Genomic DNA, 19112 nt, shown 5'->3' on the forward strand with positions numbered 1-19112 from the left:
ATTCCACGATTGGCCTGTTCACAAAGAGCCAATCGGCCTAAAGTGGCCTGATGGCTGATCTCTCGCTCAGTGCGCGCTCGCTCGAACTCCTCCTCGGAGACTGGCGCGGAGCTGGCAGCGCGTACGAGGGGCTCGCCGAACGCATCCGCCTGCTCATCGTCGACGGCCGCATCGGGGTCGACACGCGCCTGCCCGCCGAGCGCGACCTCGCGGAGCGGCTCTCACTGAGCCGCACGACCGTCACCGCGGCCTACCGGCAGCTGCGCGAGCAGGGCATGCTGCACAGCGTGCGCGGTTCGGGCAGCGTGGCCCGCCTGCCCGGTGCGCCCGCGATCCTGCCCGCGCCGCTCGAGAGCGAGTACATCGACTTCTCGAAGGCGGCGCCGCCCGCCCTGCCCTGGCTGGCGGAGGTCGCTCGACAGGCCGTCGACGACCTTCCCGCGCACCTCGCCGATTCGGGCTTCGATCCCATCGGCACGCCGGCGCTGCGCCAGGCCATCGCGGACCGCTATGCCGTTCGCGGACTGCCCACCACGCCCGACCAGATCATGGTCACGATCGGTGCTCAGCACGCCATCGGCCTGCTCGCCCGGGCGCTCGTGGGTCGCGGCGACCGCGCGCTCACCGAGGTGCCGATCTACCCGCACGCCTACGAGGCCCTGCGCGCGGCAGGCGCTCGCCTCGTGACCGTGCCGGTCGTGCCGGCCGGCACCGAGGGCGACGACGACCGCGAACAGGCGGCCGGGCTGGTGCAGGCGATCCGGCACTCGAACCCGGTCGCGGCGTACCTCATCCCCGATTTCCAGAACCCCACCGGGCGCACCATGAGCCGCGAGACCCGGGCCCGCGCGCTCGACGCCGCCGCACGGCAGGGCACCGTCGTCATCGCCGACGAGACGACCGCCGAGCTGTCCATCGACCGGCAGGGCGACTTCCCGCCCATGGCGGCCGATGGGCACGCGGTGCTGATCGGTTCGGTCGGCAAGACGGTGTGGGGCGGCATCCGCGTGGGTTGGATCCGTGCCGAGCGGCCGCTGATCCGCCGGCTGCTCGCCGTGCGCTCGCCGGGCGATCTCGGCACGCCGATCCTCGAGCAGCTCATCGTCACCCGGCTCCTCGGCCGCATGGACGAGATCCTCGAGCTGCGGCGCGAACAGCTCCGCGCCGGCCGGGACCGCCTCGAGCACCTTGTCGCCCGGCACCTGCCCGAGTGGGACGTGCCGCGCGTCACCGGCGGCATCGTCACCTGGGTCGGCCTCGGTGCGCCGGTGAGCTCGCAGCTCGCGCTCGGCGCGCGTCGCGAGGGGCTCATCGTGGCCGCCGGCCCGAGGTTCGGGGTCGACGGGGCGTTCGAGCGGTTCCTCCGGCTGCCCATCTGCTACAGCCCCGAGACGACGGATGCCGCGGTACTGGCGCTCGCGCGCGCCTGGCGGTCGCTCGCCCGCACGCCGGCGGCCGAGCCCGAACCCGAGCTGCTGGCCTCCGTGGTCTGAGGATCACACGCCCGTGGCGATCACCGGCTCGTCGTCAGCCGGCGCGGTCTGGGAGCCTTCGCCCCGGGGCGCCGCGATGGAGGGGCCGTCCGTGCGACGGCGGAACAGGAGCGCCGCGATCACCGCGCCCACCGCGAACAGGCCGGCGCCCCACCAGTAGGCGACCGCATAGCTGTGGATCGCGGCATCCGCCAGCACCGCCTCGGTCGGCGGCGTGTGGGACGCGATGTAGTCGGTGGCCGCGGTCGCGGCGAGTGTGTTCAGCAACGCGGTGCCGATCGAGCCGCCCACCTGCTGGCTGGTGTTCACCATGGCCGACGCGACGCCCGCGAACGACCGCTCGACGCCGAACGTGGCCGTCTGCATGGACGCCGGCATGATCGAGCCCATGCCGAAGCCGAGGATCATGAGCGGCGCGAGGACGTCGGCGACGTAGGTGCTCTGCGCGTCGAGGTGGGTGAGGATGACCATGCCGGTCGCGGCGATGACCATGCCGATCGGCACCATGACCTTCGGGCCGAACCTGGGCACGAAGAGGTTGGTCGACAGCTGCGCGGCGAGCACGAGCATCAGGATCATCGGCAGGAACGCCAGCCCCGTCTGGATCGGCGAGTAGCCGAGCGACGTCTGCAGGTAGTACGTGACGAAGAGGAAGATGCCGAACATGCCGGCCCCCGCGATGAAGACCGACAGGTACGCCGCACCGCGGTTGCGGTCGAGCACGATCGGCAGTGGGAGCAGCGGGTGCGCTGCACGACGTTGCCAGAGCACGAACGCGACGAGCAGCACCGCGGATGCCGCGAGCATGCCCCACGTCATCGGCGAGTCCCAGCCCTCGGTCTCGGCGTTCGAGAACCCGTAGACGAGGAGGAACAGCGCGCCCGAGATGAGGATCGTGCCGGGCAGGTCGAGCTTCGGACGCGGGCCGGTACGTGCCACGTGGCGCACGAACAGGGCGGCGCCGACGATCGCGACGGCCGCGATGAACACGTTGATGTAGACGTTCCAGCGCCAGTTGAACTGCTCGGTGAGGAAGCCGCCGAGGAGCAGGCCGATGGCGCCGCCGGCTCCCGCGATCGCGCCGAAGACGCCGAACGCCCGAGCGCGCTCCTTGGGGATGGTGAACGTCGTCGTGAGCACCGCCAAGGCCGTGGGCGCGAGGAGCGCGGCGAAGGCGCCCTGCAGCGCGCGGCCCGTGACGAGCACGCCGAAGGTCGGCGCGGCGCCCGCGAGGGCCGAGGCGAGCGCGAAGCCGATGAGGCCGATGATGAAGGTGCGCTTGCGGCCCCAGAGGTCGGAGAGCCGGCCGCCGAGCAGCAGCAGGCTGCCGAACGCGAGCGAGTAGGCCGTGACGACCCACTGGCGGTCGCCGTCGGAGAAGCCGAGATCGGCCTGCGCGGCCGGAAGTGCGATGTTCACCACGGTGGCGTCGAGCACCACCATGAGCTGGGCCAGCGCGACGGTCGCGAGGGTCCACCACCGGCGGGAGGACGCCGCGACGGGCGTGGAAGTCGTGGTCGGAGCGGAGGTCATGGGCGCCACTCTATACGAGACTGGGCGGTTTCGGATATGAACAGTTCCTGAAGTAACATGGCAGCAACACGACCGCCACGCGAGAAGGGGAGAAGACCGCAATGGCGCAGTCCGACTCCACCGCCCAGCTCGAGTCCGACGCGCCCGCTCCCCGGCTCGGCCGCAAGCGCGACCACACCCGCGACCCCGAGATCCTCGACGCGGCCATCGACGTGCTCGCCGAGTCCGGGTTCGACGGCATGACGATCGACATGGTCGCCGCCCGGGCCAAGGCCGGCAAGGCGACCATCTACCGCCGATGGCCCTCGAAGGCCGACCTCGTGCTCGACGCCGTCGCGTGCATGAAGGCCGCCGACCTCGACCCCGAGCGGTTGCCCGACACGGGCACGCTGCGCGGCGATCTCGTCGCGATGATCCGCCCGCGCTCCATCGAGGAGGGCGAGCGCAAGCTGCGCATCATGGGCGGGCTGTTCGGCCTGATCTCCTCGTCGCCCGAACTCGCCACCGCCGTGCACGAGGCGATCCTCGAGCCCAGGCTCGCGGTGAATCGGCTCTTCCTGCGGCGGGCCGTCGACCGGGGCGAGATCTCCGCAAATCGTGACATCGAGCTGCTGGCGAGGGTGGCCTCGGGCATGGCGGCGTTCCGGATGCTCGTCGAGCAGCAGCCGCTCGACGCGGAGTACCTGACCTCGCTCATCGACCACGTCATCCTCCCCGCCGCCGGCATCGCTCCAGAGGCGGGCACGACCTAGGTCGACCAGCGGTCGCCGATCGCATCCGGCCGTTCACCCTCTGGTCACCGGGGCGTCGCCCATCCGGAGCACTGTTGCGGGGAATCATCCCTTCCCCCGACAGGAGCACACCCGCATGAAGCGAGCAACACTCGCGCGCTGCACGGCCGTGGCCGCGGCATCCGTCGTCGCCCTCGGCGTGGTGGGCGCGATGCCGGCCCTCGCGGCCGACGAGGCCTCGAGCTTCCACCGCACAGCCACCTACCCCGTCTTCCAGAACGTGCCCGCCGGGGTCGACCCGGCCGCGCCGACCGTCGCGGAGATCTCGGCGGTGTCGAAGGACGGCCGCACCGTCGTCTCCACCGACGCACTCGGCAAGCGCATCGGGTTCGTCGACCTCACCGATCCCGCCGCGCCGGTCGGCCTCGGAACGGTGTCGCTCGCCGAGCTCGGACACGCCGACGACCAGCCGACCTCGGTGTCGATCGTGGGCCAGTACGTCCTCGTCGTGATCGACGAGACCGGCGGCGACTTCACCGCGCCCAAGGGACGCCTCGACGTGCTGCGGCTCTCCGACCGGCAGCGGGTCGCGAGCATCGACCTCGGCGGGCAGCCCGACTCGATCGCGATCTCGCCCGATCAGAAGTACGCGGCCATCGCGATCGAGAACCAGCGCGACGAGGACCTCGAGGTGGGCGGCGTCGAGGGCGGCCTGCCGCAGGCTCCGGGCGGCTTCGTGCAGGTCGTGAAGCTCACCGGCGCGAAGCCGGCCAACTGGAAGGCCAAGCCCGTCTCGTTCGGCTCGAAGCTCGCCACCGGCATCCTGCAGCACGCCGGCATCACTGCGCCCGGCGACCCCGAGCCCGAGTACGTCGCGTTCTCACCCGACGGCCTGCTCGCCGTGACGCTCCAGGAGAACAACGGCATCGCCATCGTCGAGCCGCGCACCGGCCTGCTCGTGCGGGCGTTCTCGGCCGGCACGGTCACCGCCGACGGCTTCGACACGAAGAAGGACAAGGTCATCGACGCGAGCGGCTCGCTCGTCGGCGTGCCCCGCGAGCCCGACGCGATCGCCTGGGTCGACCGGCGCCACGTCGCCGTCGCGAACGAGGGCGACCTCGTGGGCGGCACCCGCGGCTGGTCGATCTTCGACGTGGTCACGGGTGCCCCGGTGTGGGACGCCGGCAACACCTTCGAGCAGCTCGCCATCGCTCACGGCGTCTACAACGACGACCGCGCGGCGAAGAAGGGCCCCGAGCCCGAGGGGCTCGCCATCGCCGAGTTCGACGGCACGAGGTACGCATTCGTGGCGAGCGAGCGCTCGAACTTCATCGCCGTCTACGACCTGACGAACCCGAGGGAGCCCGAGTTCGTGCAGACGCTCTTCGCGACCAACGGTCCCGAGGGCGTGCTGCCGATCCCGGCCCGCGACCTGCTCGTCGTCTCGAGCGAGGTCGACGACGCGTCCGTCGGCGTGCGCGCCAGCCTGAACGTCTACGAGTTCGGGCCGGGCGTCGACGACCAGACCGGCATCGTCTCGGACTCGGTCGACGGCACGGCGATCGGCTGGCAGGCCCTCGGCGCCCTCTCGGCGGATCCCGCCGACGCCGGTTCGCTCTTCGCCGCGAGCGACTCCGCCGTGAAGCCGAGCACGATCTACTCGGTCGACGTGACCGGCACCCCCGCCCGCATCACCCGCGCGTTCCCCGTGACCAGCGCGGGAGCGCCGGCGAACCTCGACATCGAAGGACTGTTCGCCCGTCCGCAGGGCGGCTTCTGGCTCGCCGCCGAGGGCGCCGACGGCGCCGGCAACGCGCTCGTGCGCACGGATGCCGCGGGCGCGGTGCAGCAGACCGTCGCCCTGCCGGCCGAGATGACGGCGCACGTGGGCAAGTGGGGGCTCGAGGGCGTCACGGCGGTGACGGATGCCGCGGGCGCCGAGCTCGTCTTCGTCGCGCTGCAGCGCCCGCTGTGGGCCGATCCGGCCGCGGCATCCGGCCCGATCGACGGCGACGGTGTGACCCGCATCGGCCGCTACGACGTGGCGACCGGTGCGTGGACCTGGTTCGGGTACCGGCTCGAGGGCACGACGGCACCGGGCGACTGGATGGGGCTCTCGGAGGTCACCGCGGTCGACGCCGACACGCTCGCGGTCATCGAGCGGGACAAGCTCAACGGCCCGGCGGCGGCGGTGAAGCGCGTGTACACGGTCGACCTCGGCGACGCCGCGGGCATCACAGGCCTCGGCGGGCCGGGCGAACTGCCCGTGCTCGACAAGGCGCTCGCGGTCGACGTGCTGCCGGCGCTGCGGGCCGGCAACGGCTGGACGCAGGAGAAGCTCGAGGGCCTCGCCATCGGCGGCGACGGCCAGGTCTACGCCGTGACCGACAACGACGGGCTGAAGGATGCCACGGGCGAGACGGTGTTCCTCCGTCTCGGTGCGGCATCCGACCTCTTCGCCTCGCGGTAGCAGGGTTGCGGGGCGGCGGTCGCCCCCCTGGGTATTTCGACCGCCGCCCCCGGACCACGGGATCGAACACCGTGGCCCACTGCGCCGCATCGGGTGGCGGCACAGGCTCTCGGGGGGATCGGCGCTGAGGGGCCGCGCCGATCCCCGTGGTCATCACCGTCGGATCGCGAACCTCCTGAAGCCGACGAGCACGAGGCCCGCCAGCATCGCGAACGCCGCCAGCACCAGGCCCGTGAGGTCGGCGCCGGTCGAGGCGAGCGTCGTCGACGCTGCCACGACGTGGGTCGTCCCGTTGGAGGCGACGGTGGTCGAACCGCCGTCACCCGGCGTTCCCGGGTCGACCGGAGTCGTCGGGTCCGTCGGGTCCGTGGGATCCGTCGGGTCCGTCGGGTCCGTGGGATCCGTCGGGTCCGTGGGATCCGTCGGGTCGGTCGGGTCGGTCGGGTCGGTCGGGTCAGTCGGGTCGACGATGGTCGTCGATCCGTCCGTCCGGCTGTCGCCGATCACCGAGATCGCGTTGCCGCCGATCGTGATGGGCAGCGCCAGGTTCGGAATGAGCTGCGTTCCACCGAGCAGCCCGTCCGATCCGTTCGTCGTGGCGGAACCGCCGCCGGTTCCCGGAGCCACGACCGTCGTGGCATCCGTCGACTCGCTGTCGCCGATCACCGAGATGGCGTTGCCGCCCGCGGTGATCGGTGCGACCAGGTCGGCGATGAGCTGTGTTCCCCCGAGCAGCCCGTCCGATCCGTTCGTCGTGGCGGAACCGCCCCCGGTTCCGGGTGCCACGACCGTCGTGGCATCCGCGGACTCACTGTCGCCGATCACCGAGATGGCGTTGCCGCCGAGCGTGATCGGCAGGCCGAGGTCGCCGAGCACCTGGGTGCCGCCGAGGATCGAGTCCTCGCCGGAGGTCCAGGCGTCGGTGCCCGAGCCGGTGCCGGCACCGGAGCCGCCGGAGGCGACCTCGGTCCATGCGCCGTCACTCGACGAGTCGCCGATGACGGAGATGGCGTTGCCGCCCAGCGTCACAGGCAGCGACAGGTCGATCAGGCCCTGCGTTCCGCCGAGGATCGAGTCCTCGCCCGACGTCCAGGCGGCGTTGCCGCCGTCGGAGCCGGGCGTGGATCCGGTCGCCACGCCGGTGCCGGCGCCGCTCGATTCGCTGTCGCCGATGACGGAGATGGCGTTGCCGCCGACCGTGACCGGGACCGAGATGCCGAGGAGCGCCTGCGTGCCGCCGAGCAGCGAGTCGTCGCCGCTCGTCTGGGCCACCGGCACATCGGCCACTGCGGTGTCGGATGCTGCAGCCGGCTCCGGCGCCACGGTCGTGGCGGCGTCGCTCGACTCGCTGTCGCCGATGACGGAGATGGCGTTGCCGCCGACCGTGACCGGGACCGAGATGTCGACCAGCGCCTGCGTGCCGGAGCCGATGCCGTCGTCACCGGAGGTGACGGCGACCGGTGCGGACGCGGGCTCCGAGGCGACCTCGGTCGAGGCATCCGACGACTGCGAATCCCCGATGAGGGAGATCCCGTTGCCGTTCACGGTGACGGGGAGGTCGATCGAGATCCCGACCTGGGAACCCGACAGGATGCCGTCGTCGCCACTCGTCTCCGACGCGTGGGCGACCCCGGCTCCGAGGAGCGTGAGCCCCCCGGCGAAGAGGGTCGCATACAGCGCCCTCAAGGCCAATCGCTTCATGATGTAACTCCTGACTGATGTGGGATGTCTGCTCCCGAGGCAGGGAGCAATGACCGTTTCCGCCTGCGGACAGGCGGAGCGGACCCCGATCAGTCAGGGGTGGTGTCGGTGTCGAACACCGGCGAAGACGGAAGCTCGTCGTCGACCGAGTTCAGCACCATCGACGCGAGGGCGTCGGCGCCGAGCGCGGCGAAGGCCGCGTCGGAGGTTCCGGATGCACCGCCGGCTCCGCCGGCTCCACCGGCTCCGCCGCCGGAGGCGGGGGAACCGGGAGTGTTGCCGCCGCTCGGAACGCGGTCGGCGGGTGCGATCGTGCCCGACAGGTCGGCGGGCACAGAGGTGGCGTCGAAGCCCGCAGGCGACGTCGTGGACAGCGCGCTGGAGTGCAGCGCGGCCGGCGCGTTCGCGGGCGGCGCGGCGGCGGTGGCCGACGACGCGGTGGCGCCGAGCGGGTCGCCGAGGCCCGGAATCACGGGCGAGCCGGGCACGCCGATGCCGCCGGATCCGCCCGGGAGGAGCGGGATCGACGGGAGCTGGGGGAGGATGCCGGAGCCGTCGGTGGGAAGCGGCCCCATGGAGCCGACGACCGCCTCGAGGGTGCCGTCGACGGTGTCGGCCACGCCGCCCACCGTCTTGCCGATGAGGCCCTTGGGCACCACGGCGCCGACCACGGGAACCGCACCGACGGTCGAGTCGACCACGTGCCCGACGCCTGTGCCGATCGGGTGCAGGACCTTGCCGACGGCGCCGCTGCCGGCGGCGGCCTTCGCGGTCGCGGAGACCGCGTTGCCGACGGTGCCAACGGCCGTGTTGGTCGTGCCGACGACCGTGTTCCCGGTGCCCGTGACCGCCGCGGTGACGGCCGGAACCGCCTCGACGACGGGCTGCACGACCGGAGCGACGGGCTCGGGAACCGCCTCGACGACGGGCTGGGTGACGGTGTTGACCGGCTCGACGACCGTCTCGACGACGGTGCCGACGGTGTCGCCGACGGCCGCGGTGGTCTGCGAGACCGCCCCGACCACGGCGCCGACCGCGCCGAGCAGTCCCTTGCCCTGGCCGCTCGGCTGGTTCTCGTCGGCCGAGGCGCCGGAGGCGCTTGCGAAGAGGCTCACGGCGAGCCAGATGGCGGCGAGGATCGTGCCCAGGAGGGCGTAGCGGAGCCACGGCACCTGCCGCGTGCGATCCGCTTCGATCATCGGTCTCTCACCCCCGTCCTCCGACGTTAGCGTGAAAACTCTTTCCGAGGGCGGCCCCCGTTCGGGGGGTTGCCATCCTTGTATTCCCAGCTTCCCGTGACGTTCCCGCACGCATGCCCCTGCGAGAATCGGGGGATGCACCTGCTTGCCGCGCTCAGCATGAAGAACCGAGCGCTCATCGCGCTCGTCACCATCGTCGTCGCGATCTTCGGCGGCCTCGCGCTGTCGAGCCTCAAGCAGGAGCTCGCACCGTCGATCGAGTTCCCGCAGCTGTCCATCGTCACGTCGTACCCGGGCGCGTCGCCCGACGTCGTCAACACGGACGTCTCCACGCCGATCGAGACCGCCATCCAGGGCATCACGGGCCTCGAGTCCACGTCCACGACGAGCTCCACGGGCCTGTCCCGCGTCACCGCGAGCTTCACCTACGGCACCGACCTCGCCTTCGCCGAGCAGAAGCTGCTCTCGGCGGTGAACCGCATCGCGGGCCAGCTCCCCGAGGACGTCGACCCGCAGGTGCTCGCCCTCAGCCTCGACGACTTCCCGGTCATCCAGGTCGCCGTCACCGGTGCCGACGACATCAGCGCACTCTCCGACGAGATCACGCGCACGACCCTCGGGGAGCTCAACGACCTCGACGGCGTACGAGAGGCCACCCTCATCGGCGACGTCGGGCAGCGTGTCACGATCACGCCGAACCCCGAGGAGCTCGCCGCCCGCGGCATCTCGCAGCAGGCCATCCGCGACGCGCTCCAGCAGAACGGCCTCCTCGTGCCGGCCGGCACCATCACCGAGGGCGACTCCACCTTCGCCGTGCAGACCGGCGTGACCCTCGGCAGCGTCGAGGACATCGCCGGGCTCCCGGTGCTCGGTGCGACCGAGCAGCAGCCGGCTCCGGATGCCGCGGGCGGCGGGTCCGGCGGGTCCGGCGAAGCGGCGTTCCCCGGCGCCGAGGCGGGTGCCGGGGCGGCCGGCCCGGCCACGGTCGGCGTGCCCGTCGCGACGACCATCGGCGACGTGGCATCCGTGGAGCTCACCGACAACCCGGTCACGAGCATCTCGCGAGTGAACGGGGAGCCCGCGCTCACCATCGCGGTGACGAAGCTGCCCGCGGCCAACACCGTCGAGGTGTCGAACGCGGTGCGCGAGATCCTGCCCGATCTCGAGTCGTCGCTCGACACGACGAACCCCGGGGCCACGTTCACCGTCGTGTTCGACCAGGCGCCCTACATCCAGCAGTCGATCGAGTCGCTCGCGACCGAGGGCCTGCTCGGCCTGCTCTTCGCGGTGATCGTGATCCTCGTGTTCCTGATGTCGGTGCGCGCCACGCTCGTCACGGCGATCTCGATCCCGACGTCGGTGCTCATCACGTTCATCGGCCTCCAGGCGTCCGACTACACGTTGAACATCCTCACGCTCGGCGCGCTGACGATCGCCATCGGCCGCGTCGTCGACGACTCCATCGTCGTCATCGAGAACATCAAGCGGCACCTGGTGGCCGGGGCCCCGAAGGACACCACCATCGTGCGGGCCGTACGCGAGGTCGCCGGCGCGATCACCGCGTCGACCATCACGACCGTCGCGGTGTTCCTGCCGCTCGCGCTCGTCGAGGGGGTCACCGGCGAGCTGTTCCGGCCGTTCGCGCTGACGGTCACGATCGCGCTCGCCGCGTCGCTGCTCGTGTCGCTCACGATCGTGCCGGTGCTCGCGTACTGGTTCCTGAAGCCCGCCAAGCTGCACAAGCACGACGAGGAGGGCGAGGTCGCCGCGGCGGCGTTCGTCGACGAGGAGAACCCCAAGCAGGCCGTCGACGAGCTCGAGCACCCCTCGCGGCTGCAGCGCGGCTACCTGCCGATCATCGCGTGGACGCTGAAGCACGGCGTGGTGACCCTCGTCATCGCCGGGCTCGTGCTCGTGGGCACCCTGGCGCTCACGCCGCTCATGAAGACGAACTTCCTCGGCTCGTCGGGGCAGAACACGTTCCGGGTCACGCAGGAGCTGCCGGTCGGCACCAGCCTGGATGCGCTCAGCGCCGCGTCGGAGCCCGTGGAGCAGGTCATCCGCGAGACCGAGGGCGTCGAGACCGTGCAGACCTCGATCGGCTCGGGCGGGCGCGGGCTCGCCGCGGCGCTCGGCGGCGGCAACGGCGCGACCATCACGTACTCGATCACGACCGACGAGGACGCCGATCAGGACGCCCTGCAGGCCGGGGTGCGCGAGGAGCTCGACGACCTCGACGACGTGGGCGACATCACGTTGGCGGCATCGAGCGGCTTCGGCGCCTCGAGCGACATCGCGGTCGACGTCACCGCCTCGAACGCGGAGGACCTGCAGGCCGCGACCGAGGCGGTGCAGCAGGAGCTCGACGGGCTCGACTCGCTCGCGCAGACGTCGTCGAACCTGTCGGAGTCGCGCGAATACGTCGCCGTCGAGGTGAACCGGGCGGATGCCGCGGCCGCCGGTTACTCGGAGGTCGCCCTCGGCGGCTTCGTCTCGGCCGCGATGCAGCCGCAGTCGGCGGGCTCGGTCGTCATCGACGAGAAGACGCTCACGATCTACCTCGCCTCCGACAACCCGCCCGTGTCGGTGGAAGAGCTCTCGGCGCTCGAGGTGCCGACGCCGAGCGGGCTCGTGCGCCTCGACTCGCTCGCGACCGTCGAGCAGGTCGAGGGGCCCTCGTCGGTCACGACGGTGCAGGGCCTGCGCAGCGCCACGGTCTCCGCGACGCCGAACGACGACGACCTCGGTACCGCGAGCGCCGAGGTGTCCGCGGCGGTCGAGACCGCCGACCTTCCGGCCGGCGCGACGGCGTCGATCGGCGGCGTCTCGGCCGACCAGCAGGAGTCGTTCTCGCAGCTGGGGCTGGCACTGCTCGCGGCGATCCTCATCGTCTACATCGTGATGGTGGCGACCTTCCGCTCGCTGCTGCAGCCGCTGCTGCTGCTCGTGTCGGTGCCGTTCGCGGCGACCGGTGCGATCGCGCTGCAGGTCATCACCGGCATCCCGCTCGGCGTCGCCTCGCTCGTGGGCGTGCTCATGCTCGTGGGCATCGTCGTGACGAACGCGATCGTGCTCGTCGACCTCGTGAACCAGTACCGCGATCGCGGCATGAACGTGCGCGACGCGCTGCTGCACGGCTCGTCGCGACGTCTGCGGCCGATCCTCATGACGGCGCTGGCCACGATCTTCGCGCTCCTGCCCATGGCGATCGGCCTCACGGGCCACGGCGGGTTCATCTCGCAGCCCCTCGCGCTCGTCGTGATCGGCGGCCTCGTGTCGTCGACCGCGCTCACGCTCATCGTGCTGCCCGTGCTCTACGACCTCGTCGAGGGCGGACGCGAGCGTCGCCGTGCCCGACGAGCGGCGAAGGCGGCGGGCACGGATGACGCGGGCGGCGGCCCTGCCGGGGGCAGCCCCGTGGATGGCCCCGACGCGCCGGCGCCCGAGCCCCTTCCGGTGCCCGAGAACGCCTAGCTGCCCCGGTCAGGGCGCGTTGTCGGAGGTGGCGGTCGCGCCGCTCGCCGGCTGCTCGCAGGCGTCCCCGAAGGTGTGCGGCACCGACGGCCCCCAGTTCACGGAGTCCGCCTGCACCTGGAAGTGCAGGTGCGGACCCGCCGTGCGGCCGGTGTTCCCCGACCGTGCGATCGCCTGGCCCTGGCGCACCTCGTCGCCGACCGCGACGAGGACGCCGTCGTTCTGGATGTGGAAGTACCAGCTCGTGAAGCCGCCGGCGTGCCGGAGGCGCACGGCGTTGCCCCAGTTGCGCAGGTCCCCGTCGGGGAACGGCGTGTTGTCGGGGCCCACGTCCTTCGTCGGGTTGAAGGTTCCCGTGAGGTTCTCCTGCAGCCACTCCACGGTGCCCGCCCGCGCGGCGCGGATCTCGGTCCCCGCGGGCATGTCGAAGTCGAACGCCCAGGCCTGCACGCCCGTGTGCGACCCGCCCGCCGGCGAGTTGTTGCCCTGGCCGACCGTGTACGAGTCGCCGCCCCTCCACGGGTAGCGGTACGCCCCGACCGGGTCGTCGTGCAGGGAGAGACAGGCGATCCGGAGGCCCCGGGCGAAGTACGCGCCGTCCTCCGTCGAGAAGTCGACGGCCCCGCGCCCCGCGCTCCACCACTGGGTGCCCTCGCCCGGTCGCCAGACCGCCGCGAAGCGACCGTGGTCGACCACGAGCGAGGTGATGCGCAGCCCGTCCGCGAAGTAGGTGGCATCCGCTGCGGCGAACTCGTCGGCGCTCATGCCCCACTTGACCCACTGGGTGCCTTCGCCAGGCCGCCAGACGGCGGCGATGCGCCCGTCCTCGACCTCGAGCGACGTGACGCGCAGGCCCTGCGGGAAGTACTCGTTGTCGGCGGCGATGAAGTCGTCGTCGGTCATGCCCCACTTGACCCACTGGGTGCCTTCGCCGGGCCGCCAGACCGCGGCGATGCGCCGGTCGGCGATGTCGAACGAGGTGATGCGCAGGCCTTGTGGGAAGTACTCGTTGTCGGCGGCGATGAAGTCGTCGTCGGTCATGCCCCACTTGACCCACTGGGTGCCTTCGCCGGGCCGCCAGACCGCGGCGATGCGCCCTTCGTGGAACTCGAGCGACGTGACGCGCAGGCCTTGTGGGAAGTACTCGTTGTCGGCGGCGATGAAGTCGTCGTCGGTCATCCCCCACTTCACCCACTGCGTGCCGTCCCCCGGCTGCCAGACCGTGCTGAACGCGACGTCGGCCATGGGTCCCCCTCCCGTCGATGGTGACGCGGGGTCACTCCCGATGGGACCGGCCGCGAGCCACCCCGCCATTCTCTGCCGCGAGCCGGGCGACTTCAATGGATGCCGACGAATCCTCAGGTCGCTCGTCCGCGCGTGGGCGGCCCGGCGGAGGCGGGCGTGGCTCAGCGCGGCAGCGACGCCGCCTTCGCGAGCAGCGCGGCGCGCTCCCGCTCGTTGCCCGTGAGCCGTGCGGCGGCCTCGAGCTCGCCGCGCGCCTCCTGGTCGCGGCCGAGGCGGGCGAGCAGCTCGCCACGCACGGCGGGCAGCCCCGGATACCCGGCGAGGCGGCCCGATCGCTCCAGCTCGTCGACCACGCGCAGCGCGCTCGCCGGACCCGTCGCCATCGCCACGGCCACGGCGCGGTTGAGCTCGACCACGGGCGACGGCGCGATGCGTCCGAGCGCCTCGTAGAGCAGCACGATGCGGGCCCAGTCGGTGTCGTCCGCCGAGGGCGCGACCGCGTGGCACTCCGCGATCGCGGCCTGCAGCCCGTACGAGGCGCGGCCGCGGCCGATCCGGTCGGCGCGCGCCAGGGCGGCGCGGCCGCGCTCGATCTGCGCCCGGTCCCAGCGGCTGCGGTCCTGCCGGTCGAGCGGGATCGGCGTGCCGTCCCGGCCGACCCTGGCTCCGAAGCGGGACGCCTGGAACTCCATCAGGGCCACGAGCGCGTGCGCCTCGGGCTCTCGTGGCATGAGCTCGGCCACCATGCGCGCGAGCCGCAGCGCCTCGGCGGAGACATCCGGTCGCACCCAGTGCTCGCCAGCCGCGGGCAGGTACCCCTCGTTGAAGACGAGGTAGAGCACGCTCAGCACCGAGCCGAGCCGCGCGGCGTAGTCCTGCGGCTCGGGCACCTCGAACGGCACGTTGGCCGCGGAGAGGGTCTTCTTCGCCCGCACGATGCGCTGCTGGATCGTGGCGACCGGCACGAGGAACGCCCGCGCGATCTCCTCCGAGCTGAGGCCGCCGACGATGCGCAGCGTGAGCGCGATCTGCGCCTCGCGGGACAGCACGGGGTGGCACGCCACGAACACGAGGCGCAGCACGTCGTCGTCGATGGTGTCGGGGTCCCAGAAGGTGCCGGATGCCTCGCCGTCCTGCTGCTCGAGGTCGCGGGCCATCGCGGCGTACCGCTCGTCGAGCCGCTCGCGCCGACGCCACCCGTCGATCGCGCGGCGCTTCGCGACCGCCGTGAGCCACGCGCCGCCGTTGCGGGGCACGCCCTCGGACGGCCACTGCCGCAGCGCCTCGAGCATCGCCTCCTGGGCGAGGTCCTCGGCCTGGCCGACGTCGCCGACGAATCGGGTGAGCGTGGCGACGATGCGCGCGGACTCGATGCGCCAGACGGCGGCCAGGGCGCGGCGGGCGTGGTCGGCGTCGGTTGCGGCCTCCACGCCGTCCGCCGCGCCGGCCACGCCCGGGGCATCCGTCGCGCTCATGTCAGCTGGCCGTGCCCGCGGCCTTCGCCTCGGCCTCGGCGCGCCAGCCGGCCTCCTTCTGGATCCACTCGTTGTCCTGCGGGAAGTCCTCGAGCTCATTCACCCGTCGCACTTCGAGTCGGGCACCAGGGCCGAGCGGGCAGCGCTTCGCCCACTCGACGGCCTCCTCCTTGCTCGAGACGCCGATGATCCAGAAGCCGTTGAAGAGCTCCTTGGCCTCGGCGTACGGGCCGTCGGTGACGACCGGCGGAGTCGCGTCGAAGTCGACGACGAAGCCCTCCTTCGCGTCGGCGAGGCCTTCGCCCGCGAGCAGCACGCCGGCCTTGATCAGCGACTCGTTGTAGGCGCCCATCGCGGCGATGACCTCGGCGAAATCCATCTGCTCGTAGTTGGCGATGCCCGCGTCGTCGGCGCGCATGATCAGCATGTACTTCATCGTCGTTCTCCTTGGTCGTGTGCATCGTGGCCGGCCGTGGTGCCCGCCTCACCCTTGCGTCGAACGGCCGTGGTGCCGGATCGACATCGGCGCGAAGGTTTTCTTCGACATGCTCGCACGGCCGTGCCTCGGCGACGAGAGCAGGGGCGAGCTCAGGATGCCGCGTGCGGCACGAGGCGCACGATGACGGCCTTCGAGACGGGCGTGTTGCTCTCCTCCGCGGCGCTCTCGAGGGGCACGAGCACGTTCGCCTCGGGGTAGTACGCGGCCGCGCAGCCGCGCGCGGTCGGATACGCGACGATCCGCTGGTTGGGCAGCACCCGGTCGGCCTGCCCTCGCCACTCGCTGTGCACGTCGACCCGCTGGCCGTCGGCCAGACCGAGCTCGGCGAGGTCGTCGGGGTTCACGAAGACGACGTCGCGTCCCTTCCGGATGCCTCGATACCGGTCGTTCAGGCTGTAGATCGTCGTGTTGAACTGGTCGTGCGCCCGCAGCGTCTGCAGGATGAGGCGACCCGGCGGCCGGTCGAGGTGCTCGAGCGCGTTGACGGTGAGCAGCGCCCTGCCCGATGCGGTGTCGAAGCGGCGCTCGTCGCGCGGCCCGTTCGGCAGCACGAAGCCGTCCTTCCGCCGCACGTCCTCGTTGAACGACTCGAATCCGGGCACGACGCGCGAGATGCGGTCGCGGATGGTGTCGTAGTCGTCCTCGAAGTCCTGCCAGGGGACGTCCGCGCCGTCGCGCTCGCCGAGGGTCGCCCGCGCGAGCCGGCAGACGATCGCCACCTCCGAGAGCAGTCCCGGGGCGACGGGCGGGATCGCGCCGTGGCTCGCGTGCACGGCGCACACGCTGTCCTCGACCGAGACGAACTGCGGATGCCCCTGCTGCAGGTCGACCTCGGTGCGGCCGAGCGTCGGCAGGATGAGCGCCTCCTCGCCGGTCACCACATGCGAGCGGTTGAGCTTCGTCGACACCTGCACCGTGAGCTTCGCGCCGCGCATGGCGGCCTCGGCGACGGCGGTGTCGGAGATGGCGCCGACGAAGTTCCCGCCGAGCGCGAAGAACACGTCGATCTCGCCGTTGCGCAGTCCCCGCACCGTGCGCAGGGCGTCGGCCCCGTGGGCGCGCGGCACCGGGAAGCCGAACTCGGCCTCGAGCGCTGCGAGGAACCGTTCGGGCATCCGCTCCCAGATGCCCATCGTGCGGTCGCCCTGCACGTTGCTGTGGCCGCGGATCGGCGAGGCGCCGGCACCGGGCTTGCCGATGTTGCCGCGCAGGAGCAGCAGGTTGACGATCTCCTTGATCGTCGGCACGGCCTTCTTGTGCTGGGTGAGCCCCATCGCCCAGGTGATGATGACGCGCTCGGCGGCGAGGTACTCGGCGGCGAGGTCGTCGACCTCGTGCGAGGCGAGGCCGGTGGCCGCGAGCACGGCGGCTTCGTCGAGGTCGGCGAGGTGCGCGCGAAGCGCCTCGAGGCCGACGGTGTGCTCGGCGAGGAACGCGTGGTCGAGCACGGTGCCGGGTGCGGCGTCCTCGGCGTCGAGCACCCGCTTCGACACGGCCTGCAGCAGCGCCATGTCGCCGCCCGAGCGGATCTGCAGGAAGCGGTCGGCGATGGCCGTGCCCTTCCCGACGATGCCGCGCACCCGCTGCGGGTTCTTGTAGCGGATGAGTCCCGCCTCGGGCAGCACGTTCACCGAGACGACCCGGCCGCCGTTGCGCTTCGTCTCCTCGAGCGCGGTCAGCATGCGCGGGTGGTTGGTGCCGGGGTTCTGGCCCATCACGATGACGAGGTCTGCCTTCGCGAAGTCGTCGTACGCCACCGTCGACTTGCCGATCCCGATCGTCGCGGTCAGCGCCGTGCCCGTCGACTCGTGGCACATGTTCGAGCAGTCGGGCAGGTTGTTGGTGCCGAACGCCCGCACGAACAGCTGGTAGACGAACGCCGCCTCGTTCGAGGTGCGGCCGCTCGTGTAGAACGCCGCTCGGTCGGGGGAGTCGAGCGCGTTGAGCCGGTCGGCGATGAGGCGGAACGCGGCATCCCACGAGATCGGTTCGTAGTGATCGGATGCCGCGGGCTTGTAGACCGGCTCGGTGAGCCGTCCCTGCTGCCCCAGCCAGTACTCGTCCTGCTCGAGGAGGGAGGTGAGCGAGTGCTCGGCCCAGAACGAGGTGGGGACGGTGATCGGCGTCGCCTCCCACGTCGTCGCCTTCATGCCGTTCTCGCAGAACTCGAGCACGTTGCGGTGGCCGGGGTCGGGCCACGCGCAGCTCATGCAGTCGAACCCGTTCTTCTGGTTGATGGCGAGCGCCAGGCGTGCCGTGCGCGCCGCACCCATGGAGGCGAGGGCCGGTTCCATCGAGTGCAGGATGCCGGGCACGCCGACCGCCCACTGCTTGGCCGGGTGCACCTCGAGGTCGGGGTAGAGCTCGGGCTCGGGCTCGCGCTCGCTCACGCGGCGCCTCCGCCGACCGCGCCGACGGGCTCGTGCGCGGGTTCCGCGATGCGCTCGGCCCCCGAGTACACCACCATCGAGTCGCCCCGGAGGAACCCGACGAGCGTCAGCCCGGCATCCTTGGCCAGCTCGACCGCGAGCGACGACGGCGCCGAGACCGCGGCGAGCACCGGGATGCCGGCCATCGACGCCTTCTGCGCGAGCTCGAAGCTCGTGCGGCCCGACACCTGCAGCACGATGCCGCGCAGGGGCAGCAGGCCCTCGCGGGCGGCCCAGCCGATCACCTTGTCGACGGCATTGTGGCGTCCGACGTCCTCGCGGAGCACGAGCAGCGCGCCGGTGCGGCCGTCGAAGAGTGCGGCGGCGTGCAACCCGCCGGTCTTCTCGAACACGTCCTGCCCGGCGCGGAGCCGTTCGGGGAAGGTGACGAGGAGTGCCGGGTCCACGCGCAGGTCGTCGTCGATCGGATGGGCCGATCGGGTCCGCACCGCCTCGACGCTCGCCTTGCCGCACACCCCGCACGAGCTCGTCATGTACGTGCTGCGCTGGGTCGAGGCATCCGGAGCCGCGACGCCGGGCGCGAGTGTCAGGTCGAGCACGTTGTAGGTGTTCTCGCCGTCGGGCCCCGCGCAGTGGATGGCGGCCGCGACCTGGTCGCCGCGCGCGATGACGCCCTCGGAGACGAGGAAGCCGACGGCGAGGTCGACGTCGTGCCCCGGCGTGCGCATCGTGACGGCGAGGGGTTCGCGGCCGACCCGGATCTCGAGGGGCTCCTCGACGGCCAGGAGGTCCTCCCGGCGGGAGGTCGGCCCGCCCACCGTGATGCGTGTGACCCGCGTCCTCGTCGTGATCCTGCCCATGCATCCTGCCTATCACGGTCGGCCGTGCGCGGGATGGGTTCG

12 protein-coding genes are annotated in these 19112 nt (G+C 71.9%); 4 read left to right on the forward strand and 8 right to left on the reverse strand.

Features of this window, described 5'->3' with window-relative positions; all coding sequences use genetic code 11:
• Positions 1 to 50 precede the first annotated feature (50 nt).
• A complete protein-coding gene (locus tag J2X63_RS09555) occupies positions 51 to 1493 on the forward strand; it encodes a PLP-dependent aminotransferase family protein (RefSeq protein ID WP_309976464.1) in 1443 nt (480 codons plus the stop codon).
• 3 nt (positions 1494 to 1496) lie between these two features.
• Here the strand turns inward: J2X63_RS09555 and J2X63_RS09560 are convergent, their stop codons facing one another.
• Positions 1497 to 3026: an MFS transporter gene (locus tag J2X63_RS09560; protein ID WP_309976466.1), complete on the reverse strand. Its 1530-nt coding sequence runs from the start codon at positions 3024 to 3026 to the stop codon at positions 1497 to 1499.
• A 101-nt stretch (positions 3027 to 3127) separates the two neighbouring features.
• On the opposite strand from J2X63_RS09560, the gene J2X63_RS09565 reads away from it, so the two are divergent.
• Positions 3128 to 3778, forward strand: coding sequence for a TetR/AcrR family transcriptional regulator (locus J2X63_RS09565; RefSeq protein WP_309976467.1), 651 nt, complete (start codon positions 3128 to 3130; stop codon positions 3776 to 3778).
• Positions 3779 to 3893: 115 nt separating this feature from the next.
• Complete coding sequence (locus J2X63_RS09570) at positions 3894 to 6227, forward strand: esterase-like activity of phytase family protein (protein ID WP_309976470.1); 2334 nt, start codon at positions 3894 to 3896, stop codon at positions 6225 to 6227.
• A 153-nt stretch (positions 6228 to 6380) separates the two neighbouring features.
• Here the strand turns inward: J2X63_RS09570 and J2X63_RS09575 are convergent, their stop codons facing one another.
• Together J2X63_RS09575 and J2X63_RS09580 are read right to left on the reverse strand one after the other, a co-directional pair.
• Positions 6381 to 7928 (reverse strand): hypothetical protein, encoded by a 1548-nt coding sequence (locus J2X63_RS09575; RefSeq protein ID WP_309976472.1) that lies wholly within the window; start codon positions 7926 to 7928, stop codon positions 6381 to 6383.
• Between the two features lie 89 nt (positions 7929 to 8017).
• Entirely contained in the window at positions 8018 to 9127 is a 1110-nt protein-coding gene (locus J2X63_RS09580) for a hypothetical protein (RefSeq protein WP_309976473.1), read from the reverse strand.
• 135 nt (positions 9128 to 9262) lie between these two features.
• Here J2X63_RS09580 and J2X63_RS09585 point away from each other — a divergent pair, with 135 nt between their 5' ends.
• The gene (locus J2X63_RS09585) at positions 9263 to 12601 is read left to right on the forward strand and encodes an efflux RND transporter permease subunit (RefSeq protein ID WP_309976475.1); all 3339 of its coding nucleotides are present in this window, start codon (positions 9263 to 9265) and stop codon (positions 12599 to 12601) included.
• A gap of 9 nt (positions 12602 to 12610) precedes the next feature.
• On the opposite strand, the gene J2X63_RS09590 is transcribed toward J2X63_RS09585, so the two are convergent.
• The 5 genes from J2X63_RS09590 to fdhD form a co-directional block, all read right to left on the reverse strand.
• Positions 12611 to 13846: a M23 family metallopeptidase gene (locus J2X63_RS09590; RefSeq protein WP_309976477.1), complete on the reverse strand. Its 1236-nt coding sequence runs from the start codon at positions 13844 to 13846 to the stop codon at positions 12611 to 12613.
• Between the two features lie 161 nt (positions 13847 to 14007).
• Positions 14008 to 15321: an RNA polymerase sigma factor gene (locus J2X63_RS09595; RefSeq protein WP_309976479.1), complete on the reverse strand. Its 1314-nt coding sequence runs from the start codon at positions 15319 to 15321 to the stop codon at positions 14008 to 14010.
• A 1-nt stretch (position 15322) separates the two neighbouring features.
• On the reverse strand, positions 15323 to 15757 hold the full coding sequence (locus J2X63_RS09600; RefSeq protein WP_309976481.1) for a YciI family protein: 435 nt from the start codon (positions 15755 to 15757) through the stop codon (positions 15323 to 15325).
• A gap of 152 nt (positions 15758 to 15909) precedes the next feature.
• Complete coding sequence (locus J2X63_RS09605) at positions 15910 to 18210, reverse strand: FdhF/YdeP family oxidoreductase (RefSeq protein ID WP_309976483.1); 2301 nt, start codon at positions 18208 to 18210, stop codon at positions 15910 to 15912.
• A complete protein-coding gene (fdhD, locus tag J2X63_RS09610) occupies positions 18207 to 19070 on the reverse strand; it encodes a formate dehydrogenase accessory sulfurtransferase FdhD (RefSeq protein ID WP_309976485.1) in 864 nt (287 codons plus the stop codon). Before fdhD ends, J2X63_RS09605 begins: the two co-directional genes overlap by 4 nt.
• Positions 19071 to 19112: the final 42 nt, after the last annotated feature.

It is taken from the genome of Agromyces sp. 3263 (assembly GCF_031456545.1).
Classification (GTDB): Bacteria; Actinomycetota; Actinomycetes; order Actinomycetales; family Microbacteriaceae; genus Agromyces.